At 70.1% G+C, this 14,638-nt stretch carries 11 protein-coding genes, 1 tRNA gene and 1 pseudogene; 6 read left to right on the top strand and 7 right to left on the bottom strand.

Annotation, left to right across the window (positions count from 1 at the left end; all coding sequences use genetic code 11):
- The 4 genes from A5711_RS15300 to A5711_RS15285 form a co-directional block, all read right to left on the bottom strand.
- Positions 1 to 1,100 (bottom strand): hypothetical protein (locus A5711_RS15300; RefSeq protein ID WP_231987481.1); only part of this gene is annotated, 1,100 nt, incomplete at its 3' end.
- A gap of 299 nt (positions 1,101 to 1,399) precedes the next feature.
- Positions 1,400 to 3,406, bottom strand: a complete 2,007-nt coding sequence (locus A5711_RS15295) for a hypothetical protein (protein WP_369829942.1) — start codon at positions 3,404 to 3,406, stop codon at positions 1,400 to 1,402.
- A 125-nt stretch (positions 3,407 to 3,531) separates the two neighbouring features.
- On the bottom strand, positions 3,532 to 4,104 hold the full coding sequence (gene dcd, locus A5711_RS15290) for a dCTP deaminase (protein ID WP_067947879.1): 573 nt from the start codon (positions 4,102 to 4,104) through the stop codon (positions 3,532 to 3,534).
- A 34-nt stretch (positions 4,105 to 4,138) separates the two neighbouring features.
- Positions 4,139 to 4,795: a hypothetical protein gene (locus tag A5711_RS15285; RefSeq protein WP_197520192.1), complete on the bottom strand. Its 657-nt coding sequence runs from the start codon at positions 4,793 to 4,795 to the stop codon at positions 4,139 to 4,141.
- Positions 4,796 to 4,977: 182 nt separating this feature from the next.
- Between A5711_RS15285 and A5711_RS15280 the strand changes: the two genes are divergently transcribed.
- A tRNA-Gly gene (locus tag A5711_RS15280) sits at positions 4,978 to 5,051 on the top strand.
- A 60-nt stretch (positions 5,052 to 5,111) separates the two neighbouring features.
- On the opposite strand, the gene iniR is transcribed toward A5711_RS15280, so the two are convergent.
- Complete coding sequence (iniR, locus tag A5711_RS15275) at positions 5,112 to 7,538, bottom strand: isoniazid response ATPase/transcriptional regulator IniR (RefSeq protein WP_067947877.1); 2,427 nt, start codon at positions 7,536 to 7,538, stop codon at positions 5,112 to 5,114.
- A 367-nt stretch (positions 7,539 to 7,905) separates the two neighbouring features.
- Between iniR and A5711_RS15270 the strand changes: the two genes are divergently transcribed.
- Positions 7,906 to 8,463 carry an IniB N-terminal domain-containing protein gene (locus tag A5711_RS15270; RefSeq protein WP_067947874.1) on the top strand — a complete coding sequence of 186 codons (558 nt, stop codon included), beginning with the start codon at positions 7,906 to 7,908 and terminating at the stop codon, positions 8,461 to 8,463.
- A gap of 283 nt (positions 8,464 to 8,746) precedes the next feature.
- Positions 8,747 to 8,887: pseudogene (locus A5711_RS27630) on the top strand (IniB N-terminal domain-containing protein); the annotation flags it as partial.
- 90 nt (positions 8,888 to 8,977) lie between these two features.
- Here the strand turns inward: A5711_RS27630 and A5711_RS27625 are convergent.
- Positions 8,978 to 10,354 carry a hypothetical protein gene (locus A5711_RS27625; protein WP_231987482.1) on the bottom strand — a complete coding sequence of 459 codons (1,377 nt, stop codon included), beginning with the start codon at positions 10,352 to 10,354 and terminating at the stop codon, positions 8,978 to 8,980.
- Between the two features lie 15 nt (positions 10,355 to 10,369).
- Entirely contained in the window at positions 10,370 to 10,600 is a 231-nt protein-coding gene (locus A5711_RS27620; protein ID WP_082975745.1) for a hypothetical protein, read from the bottom strand.
- 39 nt (positions 10,601 to 10,639) lie between these two features.
- Here A5711_RS27620 and A5711_RS27615 point away from each other — a divergent pair, with 39 nt between their 5' ends.
- The 3 genes from A5711_RS27615 (at position 10,640) to A5711_RS15255 (ending at position 14,575) form a co-directional block, all read left to right on the top strand.
- Positions 10,640 to 11,146, top strand: coding sequence for a hypothetical protein (locus tag A5711_RS27615; protein WP_082975744.1), 507 nt, complete (start codon positions 10,640 to 10,642; stop codon positions 11,144 to 11,146).
- A gap of 100 nt (positions 11,147 to 11,246) precedes the next feature.
- Positions 11,247 to 13,079: a dynamin family protein gene (locus A5711_RS15260; RefSeq protein ID WP_067947868.1), complete on the top strand. Its 1,833-nt coding sequence runs from the start codon at positions 11,247 to 11,249 to the stop codon at positions 13,077 to 13,079.
- A complete protein-coding gene (locus tag A5711_RS15255; RefSeq protein WP_067947866.1) occupies positions 13,076 to 14,575 on the top strand; it encodes a dynamin-like GTPase family protein in 1,500 nt (499 codons plus the stop codon). Before A5711_RS15260 ends, A5711_RS15255 begins: the two co-directional genes overlap by 4 nt.
- The last annotated feature ends 63 nt before the right edge of the window (positions 14,576 to 14,638 follow it).

Genomic DNA, 14,638 nt, shown 5'->3' with positions numbered 1-14,638 from the left:
GGTCGCGATGACGGCGCGCCCGGACGGGCTGTTCCTGGTGGGCTCGGACGTCGACATTCCGTAAATCGAGCCGGCGCGGGCGGGACGGACGCGGGCGGCGGCGGGATCGCGGCTGGCGGCGGCGGAGCCTGGTTGGTCGGGGCCACAACGTTTTGGGTGATGTCGGGGCGTTGCGGCGCGTGCGGCCGGATGTCGACGGCCAGCGCCACGGCCAGCGCCACGACACCGCCGACGAATATCAGCGTCGCGGCGACGACGGCAAGCACCGATCTCCGGCTGCGTCGCTCGCGCGAGTGTGCGGCGGACTCGCCGTCGGTGCCGGTCGCCCGCGACTTTCCGGTCGTCGACTCGGCGCTGTAGGCCAGCTCGCGGCTGTCAGCCGAGAGATCCCCCGCGTGGGGCATCGCGATCGTGGACGGCGCGCCCAACTGCGCGTTGGCCGCCGCCAGCGACGCGCCCCGCGCCAACGCCATCTCGGGTTCCTCGGGCGTGGTCACCGACAGCGACGTCACCGCTTCGAGCGCCGGCTTGATGTACGGAATGTCGACGTCCGAGCCCACCAGGAACAGCCCGTCCGGGCGCGCCGTCATCGATTCGGCGCCCGAGACCATCGCGGCCAGCTTCGCCAGCGCGGCCTCGTCGCTGCTGGGCAGCGGATGCCGACGCACATCGGCCACCGACCCGTCGGCGGTGTCGACGACGGCCAGCGTCGCGGTGGTGGGTTCGACCAACAGCAGCGCGGTACGCGCGCAATTGGTCGCGCTGCCCGCCGCCTGAGCCAGCGCCGCCGCGGCCATCACCGTCGGCACCAGCGTGACGTTCTCGATCTTGCGTGCCGCCAACGCATTTCGCAGCGCGGCCGCCTCAGCCGCATCGGTCCAGGTCACTCCGCTCGATTTCAGCTGATAGCCGCCCTGGGTCGCGCTCTCGCGCGTGCCGAGGATCGCGGCGACCACGCGGTCCGCCGCCGCGACCGCCGTCGTCTGATCGGTGAGGCGGAAGTCGTCCTGGTCGACGGTCACCCCACCGGCAGCCTCGCCTTCGACGAGAACCATGCGGACCGTCTCAGGCGCCATAGACACGCCAAGTACGACGTCCACCGCTCCTCCAAATCAATTGCCGTGCCCGTGCGACGACACCTGCGTTGCCACTACGGGGCTTAGTCACTTCGAGAATCGGCCGGATGACTTTCGCAGCTCGGCCGCGGCACCCCTAAGTCGCCACCCTAGCGCGCGAAGTTGGGTCTACCCCGGCGTCGGACCCGGCTAACTGTGGCCGAAACCACCGAATCCACGGGCGCCGCCAAAGCCCTGGGCGCTGCCAAAGCCCCGGCCGCGCAACACCTCAACCATCACGCGAATCGGTTGGGCGCCGCTAGGTGAGCTTCGGTGGTCGCGGGCTATTTGTGCCCGCCGCCACCGCCGCCGCCGAAGCCGCCGCTGCTGTGGCCGCCGCCACCACCAAGGCCGCCACCACCAAGGCCGCCACCACCCAGGCCGCCACCACCCAGGCCGCCGCCACCACTGTGGCCGCCGCCGAAGCCGCCGCCACCCGGAGCGCCGATACCACCGGCGGGTCCGCCGCCATGGCCGCCGCCGCCGAACAGGCCACCAGGCCCGGAGGGCGCACCGCCGCCCGAACCCGGGGTCGGAACGTGTCCGCCGCCCAATCCGCCCGGCCCGCCGGCCGGGGGTGAAACGTGTCCGCCGCCGAGACCACCCTCACCTGGGGGTGGCAGGTGACCACCGCCGAGTCCACCGGGACCCGAACCAGGGGGTGGAACGTGACCGCCAGTGGAACCGCCCGTGCCCGAGCCGGGCGGCGGCACATGACCGCCAGTAGAACCGCCGGCACCCGAACCCGGCGGCGGCACATGCCCACCAGTCGAACCGCCCGTGCCCGAGCCCGGCGGCGGCACATGCCCACCAGTGGAACCGCCCGCACCCGAACCCGGCGGCGGCACATGCCCACCAGTCGAACCGCCCGAGCCCTCCGGAACCGGCGACGTGCCTTGCCCTGGCGGCGTTTGGTGAGGAGGCGACTGCGGTGGCGGAAGATGCACCGGCGGCTGGGGCCACACCTGCGGTGGTGGCGACACGTGCGGCGGAGCCTGGATGACCGGCGGGCTCACCACAACCGGGTTGGGCACGCGGACCGGCGGCACGATAACCGGCACCAGCGGCGGGATCACGACGGGAACCGGCACCGGAGGCGGGGCCGCGGGAATGGGTGGGGCCGCGGGAATGGGCGGTGCCGCGGGCGGTGGAGGGGCCGCGGGCAGCTGCGCGGCGAACTGCGGGGTCATCGGCTTGGGCGCCGCCACCGGCTCCGGCTGGTTGAGCTTCGCCGCCGGGGCCGAAGCCTCAGCGGGCGCCGGCGGCTCCTGCGTCGGGACGATGAGGTGCTGGCCGGGCGTGGGCTGCAAAGCGACGGTCCCGGTCGAGCGGATGCCGATCGCCAATGCAATCTCCAGGGCCAACACCGCGCTGATGCCGGCGACCGCCAGCCCGCTGCCGATCAGCAGGGCAGGCCTGCGCCGCGGTTGGTTTTCTTCGGGCATGAAGAGCTTCTCGATGACGACGGTGGGCGAGTCGGCGTCCTCGTCCGGCACCGCGCTGTAGGCGAGCTCGTCGTCCCCGGGCTCCGGCCCGAACGGCGCGTAAAGGTATTCGGGCAGCGAGTGCTGGTCGACGGCGCCGGTGCCGGGGTCCTGTGCGTAGGCCAGCGCGGCGGTCGACGAGGCGAACAGCGGTGCGTTGGCCGACGCCAGCGCGGCGCCGCGGGCCAGCGCCGTCTCCGGCTCCTCGGGAACGCTCACCGCCAGGGAGGTCGCCGTCTGCAGCGCCGGCTTCAGCGGGCCGACGTCCACGCCGGAGCCCACCACCAGCACGCCATCCGGCGCCGCTTCCAGCTTCTCCAGCCCGGCAATCATGCCGCCGAGTTGCGCGGCCGCCTGGTCATACGACTCGGCGTAGAGCGGTTGCTTGTAGATGTCGGGGATCGACCCGTCGGAGGTCTCGACGACGGCCAGTGTCGCTGTGTCGGGCTCCACGAACATCACCGCGGTTCGCTCGTAACCCATTGCCCCGCCGACATTTTGGGCCAACGCGGTCGCGGCCAGAAAGGCCGACACGAGCATGACGTGCTCGACGCGGTGGGCGGCCAGGGCGTCGTGCAATGTGGCCGCTTCGAGCTGGTCGGTCCACGTCACGCCGATGGACGACACCTCGAGGCCGGCTTCGGCCGCGCCCTCGCGGGTGCCCAGGATGGCGGCGAGCACCTGATCCGGCGCGCTCGCGGTGGCCGCTTCATCGGCGGCGGCGACGTCGAAGACGTCCTCTTCCACCGTGGCGCCGTCGGCGTATTCGCCTTCAAGCACAACCATTTGGATTGATGCCGGTGCCATCGACACCCCGAGCACGATATCCAAGACAAACGCCTCCAAAGGTCTATGAACCGTGGTCAGGCGGAGGAAAAAACCACGACTAACTAAGTATCGCGCAGAAAGCGGGTGCGGGAGCGCCCCAGAACCTATGTAGTCCTTATGAAGTTCTGATAGGAGCGCGACGGCGTGGGTCCTCGCTGGCCCTGGTACTTCGAACCTACTTGGGAACTGCCGTAAGGGTGTTCGGCCGGACTGGTCAACCGCAGGATGCACAGCTGACCGATCTTCATGCCCGGCCAGAGCGTGATCGGCAGGTTGGCGACGTTGGACAGCTCCAGCGTGATGTGACCACTGAAACCGGGATCGATGAAGCCGGCCGTCGAGTGCGTCAGCAGGCCCAGCCGGCCCAGCGACGACTTGCCTTCCAGCCGGCCCGCGAGGTCCTCGGGCAGCGTGAACAACTCCAGCGTGGACCCGAGCACGAACTCCCCCGGGTGCAGCACGAACGGCTCCCCCTCCATGGGTTCGACCAACGTCGTCAGCTCGTCCTGCTGCTTGGCGGGGTCGATGTGGGTGTATCGGGTGTTGTTGAACACCCGGAACATGCAGTCCAGGCGGACGTCAATGCTGGAGGGCTGCACCAGGGTGTCGTCGTAGGGGTCGATGCCCAACCGGCCTGCGGTGATTTCGGCCCTGAGGTCCCGATCGGAGAGCAGCACGCGACGAGCCTATCCGCTGCGCGCCGCCGGCCGTTCAGTCGGCGAGGTACATCTCCCCGCCCTTGGGGTAACCACCGCCAGTGGTCGTGACGTGGACGTGGTCATAGTGACCGAGCCTGCTGGGTTGCGCCCCGCCGGGGGTGTAGTAGACGCCGCGCCAGATCGCGTCCTGGATCCCGAAGCGGCGGGCGTTCTTCATCACGTAAGCGACGATCTCGTCGCCCAGGGCGATGCCCTCGGCGCTCTGCGGGTTGGGGATCATCACGTCGAGGGCCAGACCGAGCGGATGCCAGGGCAGCGGATCGGGCCGCACGCCGCCGATCTCGTGGATCTCGGGGAACGTCGCGCTGATGCTGCGGGAGACCAGGATGGTCCTCACCTGGAGGCCCTGTTCCGATGCGAGCCCGGCGGGTAAGAAGCGCGATCGCGTGTGATACCTCGAGGCGGCGAGGGGCGGAGCCATGCCGTCGGTGCGGGACACGTCCGACGCGAGCACAATCGCGGTCGGCTTCGCCGCGACGATTTCTAGGCAACAGGGTCCGGTGTCGCCAATAACGGGGATGGGGTCGTGCCGAGGGACGAATGGGCCGCCATCTCCCGCCGCCGCGAAGAACGCCGCGGCGGGGGCCAGCAGCCCTGCCAGCAGCAGCGGTGATTTACGCCGCTTCTTGGCTAATCGGTGCCGACCCACCCAAGGCACATTACGACAAGATCACGAAAGAATAAACATCGGTTCTGGAATTTGCGGGTCAGCGGCCATTCCCCCGTCCTGCGCATTCATCGCAGGCCTGGACGGCGCCGGGTAGGCCGCACGCCGACGGACTACTCGCCCAACGGATCTGCCTCCGGGTGCTAGCCTTCGTTGTCGACAGCGCCGATGTAGTTCAATGGCAGAACATCAGCTTCCCAAGCTGAATACGCGGGTTCGATTCCCGTCATCGGCTCCATCCCAAGCGCCCGTAGCCGAGGCTCGCACCCGACCGCCGTCGGCGCAATCCAAAGCAGTGCTACGAAGCCAATATTGCGCGCAGCATCGACAACATCTCGGAACGCGAGCCCGCGCCGAGCCGGCGGCGGATCCGCGCCACATGATGTTCGACGGTCTTGGCCGAGATGAACAGCTGACGGCCGATGTCGCGGTACGGCAAGCCCAGGAGGAGCAACTCGGCGACTTCGCGTTCCCGCGCGGACAACGGCGACGCCGACGGCAGCCGGCGGGCCCCTTTCGGAGCGTCGGACCCGGGCTCGTAATCGGGTGTCTCCTCCACCGCGGCGACCAGCTTGAGATCACGGGCGAGCTGCAACATGTCGCCCGATACTCGAGCGTCCGGGGTCTGCAACGCGGCTTGACCGGCAAGGCGGGTCGCATCCCAGGTCAACCCGAACTGGGCCAGGGAGCGGGCGGCCATGGCCACCTCGTCGGCGTCGACCTGGTCGGCGAGCACCCGCAGCCAGGTACGACCGGCACCAGCCAGCGCTTGGGCGAAGACGCTCTCGGAGGCCGCCGCGGTGAGGGCCCGCCCGTGCGGGGCCACGGATTCCGGTGAGCCGGTCAGGATTCCGGCATGCACCCCCGCCCAGTGCAGCGGCACCGACCACAACACCGGGTTGCCCAGCGAGTCCAACAATCCGAATGCCAGATCCAGGGTGTGGCGCAGCTGGGCCACCTGGCGCATCCTTGCCGCGGCGACCCACAATTCACCCAATGGCAGCAGGGTGAACAAGTCGATGGAGTACTCGGCGAGCACCTCCATCGCCGCATACCAATGCTTGTGCAGCGCCCCGCTGTCGCCGCTGCGACGCGAAATCGCGGTGCGTAGCGTCGCCGCCCATAGCGCGTCGCGCCGATGCAGGCCGGTGGCCGGACCCAAGCACGCGGCGTCGGCGTCGGCGCCGGCGGAGGCTAGCTGGCCGTCGCACATCTTCGTCCAACCGAGCAGCAGCCGGTGCCGGCGCTCAAAGAGCCCGTCACCGCCGGTGCGCACCGCGCGACCGATGATGCTGCGTGCCCGCACCGGATCGCCGCCGTGCAGCGCGGCCAGCGTGACCAAAGCGGCCGGGCTATCGGGGATGACTTCGCCCATCGATCCGGCCACGGCGATCGCCTGGCCAAGCTTCGCCACCGCGACCGGGTACGGCTCCTTCATGCTCATCAGCAGGCCTTCGGCGAGCCCGCGAGCGGCTCGCGCGGCCGCCGTCGGTGGCCCAGCTCCAGGGACCCGCAGCGCCGCGTGCGCCGCCATGAGGTCTCCCGTCGCGGCCAGCGTGATCGCGCCGGCGGCGCCGACCACCGCGTCCGGGTAGGGACCCAGCCAGCCGAACAAGTCGGCCGCCTGCCCCGCATGGCCGTCGTGCGCGGCGACGCTGGCGGCCACCCGCACCGCAGCGGCACGTTCGGCAGCGTCGGCCGACCTCAGCAGATCATCGGCCAAGGCCGCCGCCCCCGCGCAGTCTCCGGTCAAGGCCAGCGCGTCGGCCAGCCGGCATGACAGCCCTTCGGCGCCGACGCCGACCGCCGCCCGGTACAGCCGGGCTGCCCGGCCGGACTCGCGGGCCTCGGTCGCCGCGTGGCGCAGGAAGCTCGCCAGCTCGTCGTCTCGCAGTCCGTGTTCGGCGAGACGCAGCGCGAGGTCCGATGACAACGTGGACATCGCGAGCTGGGAACGCAACAGTGCGATTTCGACTTGGTGGTGGTGCGCGTTGCCGACGAGCTGGCCAACGGCGTCGTGCACCAACCGCATGAAGCCCGGGCTGTGCGAGGGCTCAATCAGCCCGCTGGCGCGCGCCCGGTCGACAAGCAACAGCCCTTCGGTCGTCGAGATGTCCAGTGCAGCAGCAACGTCGGCGGTGCCCAAACCGGGGCTCAACGACGCGATGAGCAGTGCGTCCAACGCCGGTTCGTCGATGCGGCGCAGCCGATCGATCAACGCAAACTTGGCCGCCTGCAACGGGTCTTGTGTGGTGTCGGCCACCGCCCTCACCAAAAATGGCAGCCCCGCGGTGCTGTCCACGAGGTGGTCGGCAACGGGCAGCGGACCCAACGACAGGCGCGGCGACTCGCGATCGAGTGCCGCGGCCAGCGTCCGCAGCGCGGCGTGCTGCTCGTACGGTTCGGCGGCGACCACGACCGTCGCGGCGGGATCGGCGATTCGCTCCGCGAGTGCCAGCAACTCGCCGTCGGTCAAGAGTTGTGCGTCATCGACTACCACCGCCGCGTCCGGGCGCTCTCCGCCGCGCGGTGGGCGTGTCAGCACCGTCACCCCGGCGCCGCGCAGGGCATCTCGAACGGCGGCGAGGACGGTGGTCTTCCCCGTGCCGATCCCGCCGCTGACGAGAACCTTGACCGGGGTGCGCGCTCCGTCCGCGAGCGCGTTGATGATGCGACGCGCGGCGGCCGGGATGTCGTTGGAGGCCGCAATGTCCGGACTGGCCACGTTGGGGGCTATCCGGGCGTGAGGCCGGTGGGCGGTCGGTGATCGGTGAGCGCCGTCGCCACCGTGGCCGTGTAGGGCGGGCGATTCGCCGACCCGAGCGAGTTGCCCATAACGCACGTCCCTGTCTCGATTCGGGTGCCTGGCTTCGGCGGCCGCTGCCTACCCTAGCGCTGCCCCGCCGCGCCGGTCATCATAATCCCCGTAGGCACCGTGATCCCCTAATGGGGGATCCCCTAACGCTGCGACCGGGCGGGGTGGGCGCACACCGATCACGGCGCTGCCGCCGGCAGATAGCATTCCGGGAAACGGCTGGGTTTTGGCTGCGGGTAGGCGTTGACGGTAACGGAGCACACGCTGGAGGCGTGTCATGGCAAATGCATTGCTTGATTTTGTGATGTCACTCGTGCGCGACCCGCAAGCCGCCGCCCGCTACGCGGCAGATCCCGCGCAAGCGATCGCCGAGGCTCACCTGACCGGCGTCACCAGCGCCGACGTGAATCACTTGATCCCGATGGTGTCGGATTCGCTGTCGATGTCCACTCCGGGCGACGGCGGCGGTGCCACCGAGCACGGCAATGTCTGGGCGAGCGGTGCGGCCACGGCCGCGTTCGACGCGTTCCCGGCGCACGTGCCGGTCCATGAACCGGCGGGAGCCGCCTGGCCCGGCCCGACCGGCCACGTCATCGACCACCCGCCGGCCGTCGGCGGCGAAGCGCCCGGGGCCGGGACAGATCAGCATCTAGCGCCGGTCGAGCTGCATGATCCATCGGTCACGATCGCTGCGCCCGACGAAATGCCTGATCAGCCACTGCACGGCGGCGGATTCAGGATGGACGGCCAGGGTCTATGGGATCACTCCGGGGCCGACGGCCACACCGTCGAGAACGATCATCACGGATACGGACTCGACCCACACTTCGGGTGATTTCGATTCGTTATCGACTTGGGCGACGACCGCAATTGTCGGCCGTTATGGTCCTGAAGTGGGGAAATGTCGTCGATAGGGGGTATCTCGACCAAGCTCCACCTTGTCCCTAACCACCCCCTAATCCCCTAACGGCATGGACTGAGTGATCCCGCCAGGGGCGCAAACCACTGGGGGATTCGGCCCCGTTACCGGCCTGACAAGAAGCGCCTAGCTTGAGTGTCGGAACGTCGGCGTAAGCACCGGCAACGGCTCAAACGAGTCACAATCGAAAGGCACTGACGTGAGCTCTCTGATCGACTACATCCTTAGCCTGTTCCGCAGCGAAGACGCGGCCAGGGCTTTCGCTGCCTCCCCGCAGCAGGCGCTGAATGAAGCCGGGTTTGCTGACGTGTCCCCCGCCCAGGTCTCCCTTGTGGCGGCCAGTGCGGTGCCGGGGCTGGAAATTGGTGACGGCGACCCCATCGTTGGTCTGCAGCAAGCGGTGGCCAGTCAGTTCGGTCTCGCAGCGGCCTCAGATGTTTCCGCGGCGGCTGGTGGTGAGGCTGCTGCTGGCCTTGGCGCCGACGTCGGCGCCGGCTTGGGTGGCGGTGCGGAGTTGTCCGACGCAGTGGGCCTGGGCGCGCAGGTCGGCTACGGCGTCGGTGGTGGCTTTGGCGGCCAAGCCGGCGGTGGCTTCGGTCTCGGTGGCGACGCGGGCGCGGGCCTTGGCGGAGGCTTTGGCGGTGAAGCCGGTGGAGGCTTCGGTCTCGGTGGCGAAGCGGGCGCGGGCCTTGGCGGAGGCTTTGGCGGTGAAGCCGGCGGAGGCTTCGGTATCGGTGGCGACGCGGGCGCGGGCCTCGGCGGAGGCTTTGGCGGTGAAGCCGGCGGAGGCTTCGGTCTCGGTGGCGAAGCGGGCGCGGGCCTTGGCGGTGAAGCCGGCGGAGGCTTCGGTATCGGTGGCGACGGGGGCGCGGGCCTTGGCGGTGAAGCCGGCGGCGAAGTCGGTGGAGGCTTCGGTATCGGTGGCGAAGCGGGCGCGGGCATCGGCGCGGGCTTTGGCGGCCAGGCCGGCGGAGGCTTCGGCGTCGGTGACGAAGCCGGATGGCAAGGCGGCGGCGGTGGCCAGACCGGCGGAGGCTTCGGTATCGGTGGCGACGCGGGCGCGGGCCTCGGCGCGGGCTTTGGCGGCCAGGCCGGCGGAGGCTTCGGCGTCGGTGACGAAGCCGGATGGCAAGGCGGCGGCGGTGGCCAGACCGGCGGAGGCTTCGGTATCGGTGGCGACGCGGGCGCGGGCCTCGGCGGGGGCTTTGGCGGCCAGGCCGGCGGAGGCTTCGGCGTCGGTGGCGAAGCCGGATGGCAAGGCGGCGTCGGTGGCCAGACCGGCGGTGGCTTCGGTATCGGTGGCGACGCGGGCGCGGGCATCGGCGCCCACGCCGGCGGAGGCTTCGGTGCCGTTGGCGACGCCGGATGGCAAGGCGGAGCCGGCGGCCGTATCGCTGGCGGTAGTCGCGGTGAAGCAGGTGGGCGAATCGGCGGTGGCTTTGGCGGCCAGGTTGGAGCGGACGGTCAGGCCGGAGGTCGCGGTCAGGCCGGAGCTGGTGGTCAGGCGAGCACCGAGGGTGAGGCTGGCGGTGGCTTCGGCGGCCGCGTTGGCGGCGGCTACGGCGGTCAGGCCGGCGGCCAGGCGAGCGGCAGCTACGGCGGCCAGGCGAACGGCGGCTACGGCAGTCAGGCAGGCGGCGGAGCTCAACTCGGCGGCTCGTCGGGTGGCGTCGGCGTCGGCGGCCAGGCCGGCGGCGCCGGGGGCACGACCCTCGGCACCAGCGGTGGCGCGTTCGGCTCGGGTGGCGGCTCCGCTCTTGGCGGTGTCAGCGGCGCTACCACCGTCGGCGGTGCTGCCGGGGCTCAAGCGGAAGCCAGCTCGTTAGGCAATGTCGGCCTGGGCGCTCAAGCCAGCGCCGCCGGAAACGCAGCGCTCGCAGCCAACGCCGATGGTCACGCCAGCTTCCTGGGCAACGAAAGCGCAGCGCTCGGCGGCGGCAGCCAGCTGACCGGCACCCAACTGACCGGCGCCCAAGGCGGAATCGCCGCAGGCGGCCAAGGCGGCGCGCACGGCAGCATCCTCAACAGCGAAGGCGCCGCGCTGGGTGGCCACGCCGGCGCTCAGCCGACGGCTCCCTCCGCTGAAACCGGTATGGCAACTCAGGTCGGTGCCAGTGGCGGTGCAGCGGCTGGCGCCGGCGCTAACGCGCAGGGCAACATTCTCAGCCACGAGGGCGCTGCGCTGGGCGGCGGCACCAACGTCAGCGGCGGCGGCGCCGGCACCGGCCACGTCTCCGCGGACCAAAGCGGCGTCATACACGACACCAGCTCTGCGGCCACGGCCGGTGGCCACGCGGCGGCCGCGGGCGGCGGCTCCTCTGTCATTCAGAGTCCCAGCACCCCCGCGCACGCGGATCCGGGCGGGGCGGCCGCCGGCCATAGCGCAGCATCGGTGGGGGCACACTCGGCCCTGCAGGGCACGTCGGCGGTCGCCGACCCGTCGGGCCACACGGCGTTCGACGCGTCGGGCCAGTCGGCCGCCGACGCCTCGAGTCATTCGGTGTTCGACCACAACAGCTACGACCCGGCGGCATCGCACACGCCGGTCCACAGCGACCCGATCGCACACCACCCGGTGGACCCGCACACCGGGTTCTGATCAGAGGCATCGCCGCGAACCGGCGGGGACCTTACGAGGTCCCCGCCGGTTGGTGGGCATACGGTGTTTCGGAGTCCAACGCAGAAAGTAGGGCGACCCGGTGACTCAGCCTGATGACCCGCGCCGGGTCAACGTGATCGTCGAACTGATCGATCACACCAGCACGATCGCCGACCTCAACGGCCGCGGCGACCTGAGCCAGCGGCTCGCGTGGGCCCGCGAACGCACCACCGACCCCCACATCCGGGTGGTGATCGCCGGCCAGCTCAAGCAGGGCAAAAGCCAGTTGCTCAATTCGCTGCTCAACATGCCCGTCGCGCGCGTCGGTGACGACGAGGCGACGGTGCTGATCACTGTCGTCGCCTACGGCGACCCGCCGTTTGCGCGGATCGTTATGGCGGGCCCCAACGGCGAACCAGACACCGCTGACGTCCCGGTCGCCGAGCTGCAGACGGACCTGCGTCAGGCTCCGCAGGCCGCCGGCCGCGACGTGCTCCGCGTGGAGGTCGGCGCGCCCAGCCCGATGCTGCAAGGGGGACTCACCTTCGTCGACACGCCTGGCGTGGGCGGTCACGGTCAGCCGCACCTGTCGGCGACGCTGGGATTATTGCCCGACGCCGACGCGATCCTGATGGTCAGCGACACCAGCCAGGAACTGACCGAGCCGGAAATGCGGTTCGTGCAGCAGGCCCATCAAATCTGCCCGGTCGGGGTGCTGCTGGCTACCAAGACCGACCTGTATCCGCATTGGCGCGAGATCGTCAACGCCAACATCGGACACCTCCAGCGCGCCCGGGTCCCGATGCGGGTGCTTCCGGTGTCGTCGCTGTTGCGCAGCCACGCCATCACGCTCAACGACAAGGAACTCAACGACGAGTCCAACTTCCCGGCGATAGTCAAGTTTCTCAGTGAGGACGTGCTGGCCCGCCGCAGCGACCAGCTGCGAGACCAGGTCCTGGATGAAATCAACTCTGCGGCAGAGCATTTGACGCTTACCGTGCGCTCTGAGCTGGCCGCGCTCAGCGACGCCGACCTCGGTGGGCGGCTCACCGAGGACCTGGAGCAACGCAAACGCGAGGCCGAGGACGCGCTGCAGCAGACGGCGTTGTGGCAGCAGGTGCTCAACGACGGAATCACCGACCTGACCGGCGACGCGGACCACGATCTGCGGGCACGCTTCCGGGCCATCACCGAGCACGCCGAGCGGGTGATCGACTCGTGCGACCCCTCCCGACACTGGGCCGAGATCGGGGTGGACGTGGAGAACGCCGTCGCCACCGCCGTCGGCGACAATTTCGTCTGGGCCTATCAGCGCGCGAAAGCCCTTGCCCACGAAGTGAGCCGCGTCTTCGTCGAGGCGGGGCTGGACGCGGTGGCCATGCCCGAGCTCAGCGCGCACGCCATGGGCGCGGACTTCGGGCAACTCAAGTCCCTGGCCCGGCTGGAGTCCAAACCCATGGGCAAAGGCCACAAGGTGGTGACGGGCATGCGCGGCTCCTACGGCGGCATGGTGATGGTCGGCATGCTGTCCTCCGTCGCCGGGCTGGGCCTGTTCAACCCGCTGTCGGTGGGGGCCGGGTTGGTGATGGGCCGCATGGCCTACAAGGAGGACAAGGAGAACCGGCTACTGCGGGCCCGTAACGAGGCCAAGACCAACCTGCGGCGTTTCGTCGACGATGTGTCCTTCGTGGTCGGCAAGGAGTCGCGCGACCGACTCAAGACGATCCAACGGCAGCTGCGGGACCACTACCGCAGCATCGCCAACCAGGCCACCCGCTCGCTCAACGAGTCGCTGCAGGCGAGCATCGCCGCCGCGCGGTTAGAGGAGAGCGAGCGCGACACCCGGATCCGCGAGCTGGAGCGGCAGCTGAACATCCTGACCCAGGTCACCGACAACGTTGACAAGCTCGCGTCCGAGGTGACACGGGTGTGAGCACCAGCGAGCAGGTCCGCGCCATTCTGGGCGGAACCATTCGCGCCTACCAGGCCGAGCCGGCATACCGCGACCGGCCCGACGTCTTCCACGAATTGCACCGCATCGCCGCCCGGCTCAACGAGCCGATGCGCATCGCACTGGCCGGCACCCTAAAGGCGGGCAAGTCCACTCTGGTCAACGCGCTGGTCGGGGAAACCGTCGCGCCAACGGATGCCACCGAGGCCACCCGGATCGTCACCTGGTTTCGGCACGGCCCGACACCGAAGGTCGTCGCCAACCATCGTGGGGGGCGTCGTTCTCATGTGCCGATCATGCGCGACGGCGGACTCGGCTTCGACCTGAGCAGGCTGAACGCTGACGACCTAGTTGACCTCGACGTTCAATGGCCCGCCGACGAGCTGATCGCCACCACGATCATCGACACGCCGGGGACCTCGTCGCTGGCGCGTGAGGTCTCGGCGCGCACGCTGCGCCTGCTGGTGCCCGAGGACGGGATGCCTCGGGTCGACGCGGTGGTGTTCTTGCTGCGCACCCTCAACGCCGCCGACATCGCGCTGCTCAAACAGATCGGTGACCTCGTCGGCGGGGCGGCCGGAGCGCTGGGCATCATCGGCGTGGCATCGCGGGCCGACGAGATCGGCGCCGGGCGGCTCGACGCCATGCTCTCGGCCGAAGACGTGGCTAAGAGGTTCACACGCGAGTTGAGCCAGACGGGTGTCTGCCAGGCGGTGGTGCCGGTGTCGGGGCTGCTGGCGTTGACCGCCCGCACGCTGCGCCAGTCGGAGTTCGTCGCGCTGCAAAAACTCGCCGGTGTCGAAGCCGCCGGGCTGCACAAGGCCATGCTCAGCGCGGACCGCTTCGTCCGTCCCGACAGCCCGTTACCGGTGGACGCCGGCACGCGCGGCCGACTGCTCGAGCGGTTCGGCATGTTCGGCATCCGGATCTCGATCGCCGTGCTCAAGGCCGGCGTCACCGACGCGTCGGGGCTCGCCGATGAGCTGCTGGAACGCAGCGGGCTGGTCGCGTTGCGCAGCGTCATCGATCAGCAGTTCGCGCAGCGCTCCGACATGCTCAAGGCACACACCGCGCTGGTGTCGTTGCGCCGGTTCGTGGAGGCGAACCCGATCGCGGGCACGCCGCGCATCCTCGCCGACATCGACCCGTTGCTGGCCGACACCCACGCCTTCGAGGAGCTGCGCCTGCTCAGCCAACTGCATTCGCGCTCGACGGCGTTCCACGACGAAGAGCTCGCGTCGCTGCGGCGCATCATCGGCGGTTCGGGTACCGACGCGGCCAGCCGGTTGGGGCTATCTCCCGAGGCGCACCATGACGCGCCGCGCGCGGCATTCGCCGCGGCCCAACGTTGGCGCCGCCGCGCCGAGCACCCGCTCAACGACCCGTTCACCACCAGGGCGTGCCGCGCGGCGGTGCGCAGCGCCGAAGCGATGGTTGCGACTTTCGCGGCGCACGATGTCGGGATCGGGCCGCGTTGATGCCCCGGCGCCCGCGATTGACGTGTGAAACGGATGACAGCGCCGGCCTGCTATAGGTTGGCT

This window comes from Mycobacterium sp. E2238 (genome assembly GCF_001672665.1).
GTDB lineage: Bacteria > Actinomycetota > Actinomycetes > Mycobacteriales > Mycobacteriaceae > Mycobacterium.
Note: the sequence above shows the minus strand (reverse complement) of the source record. Positions and strands in the feature narration are given on the sequence as shown.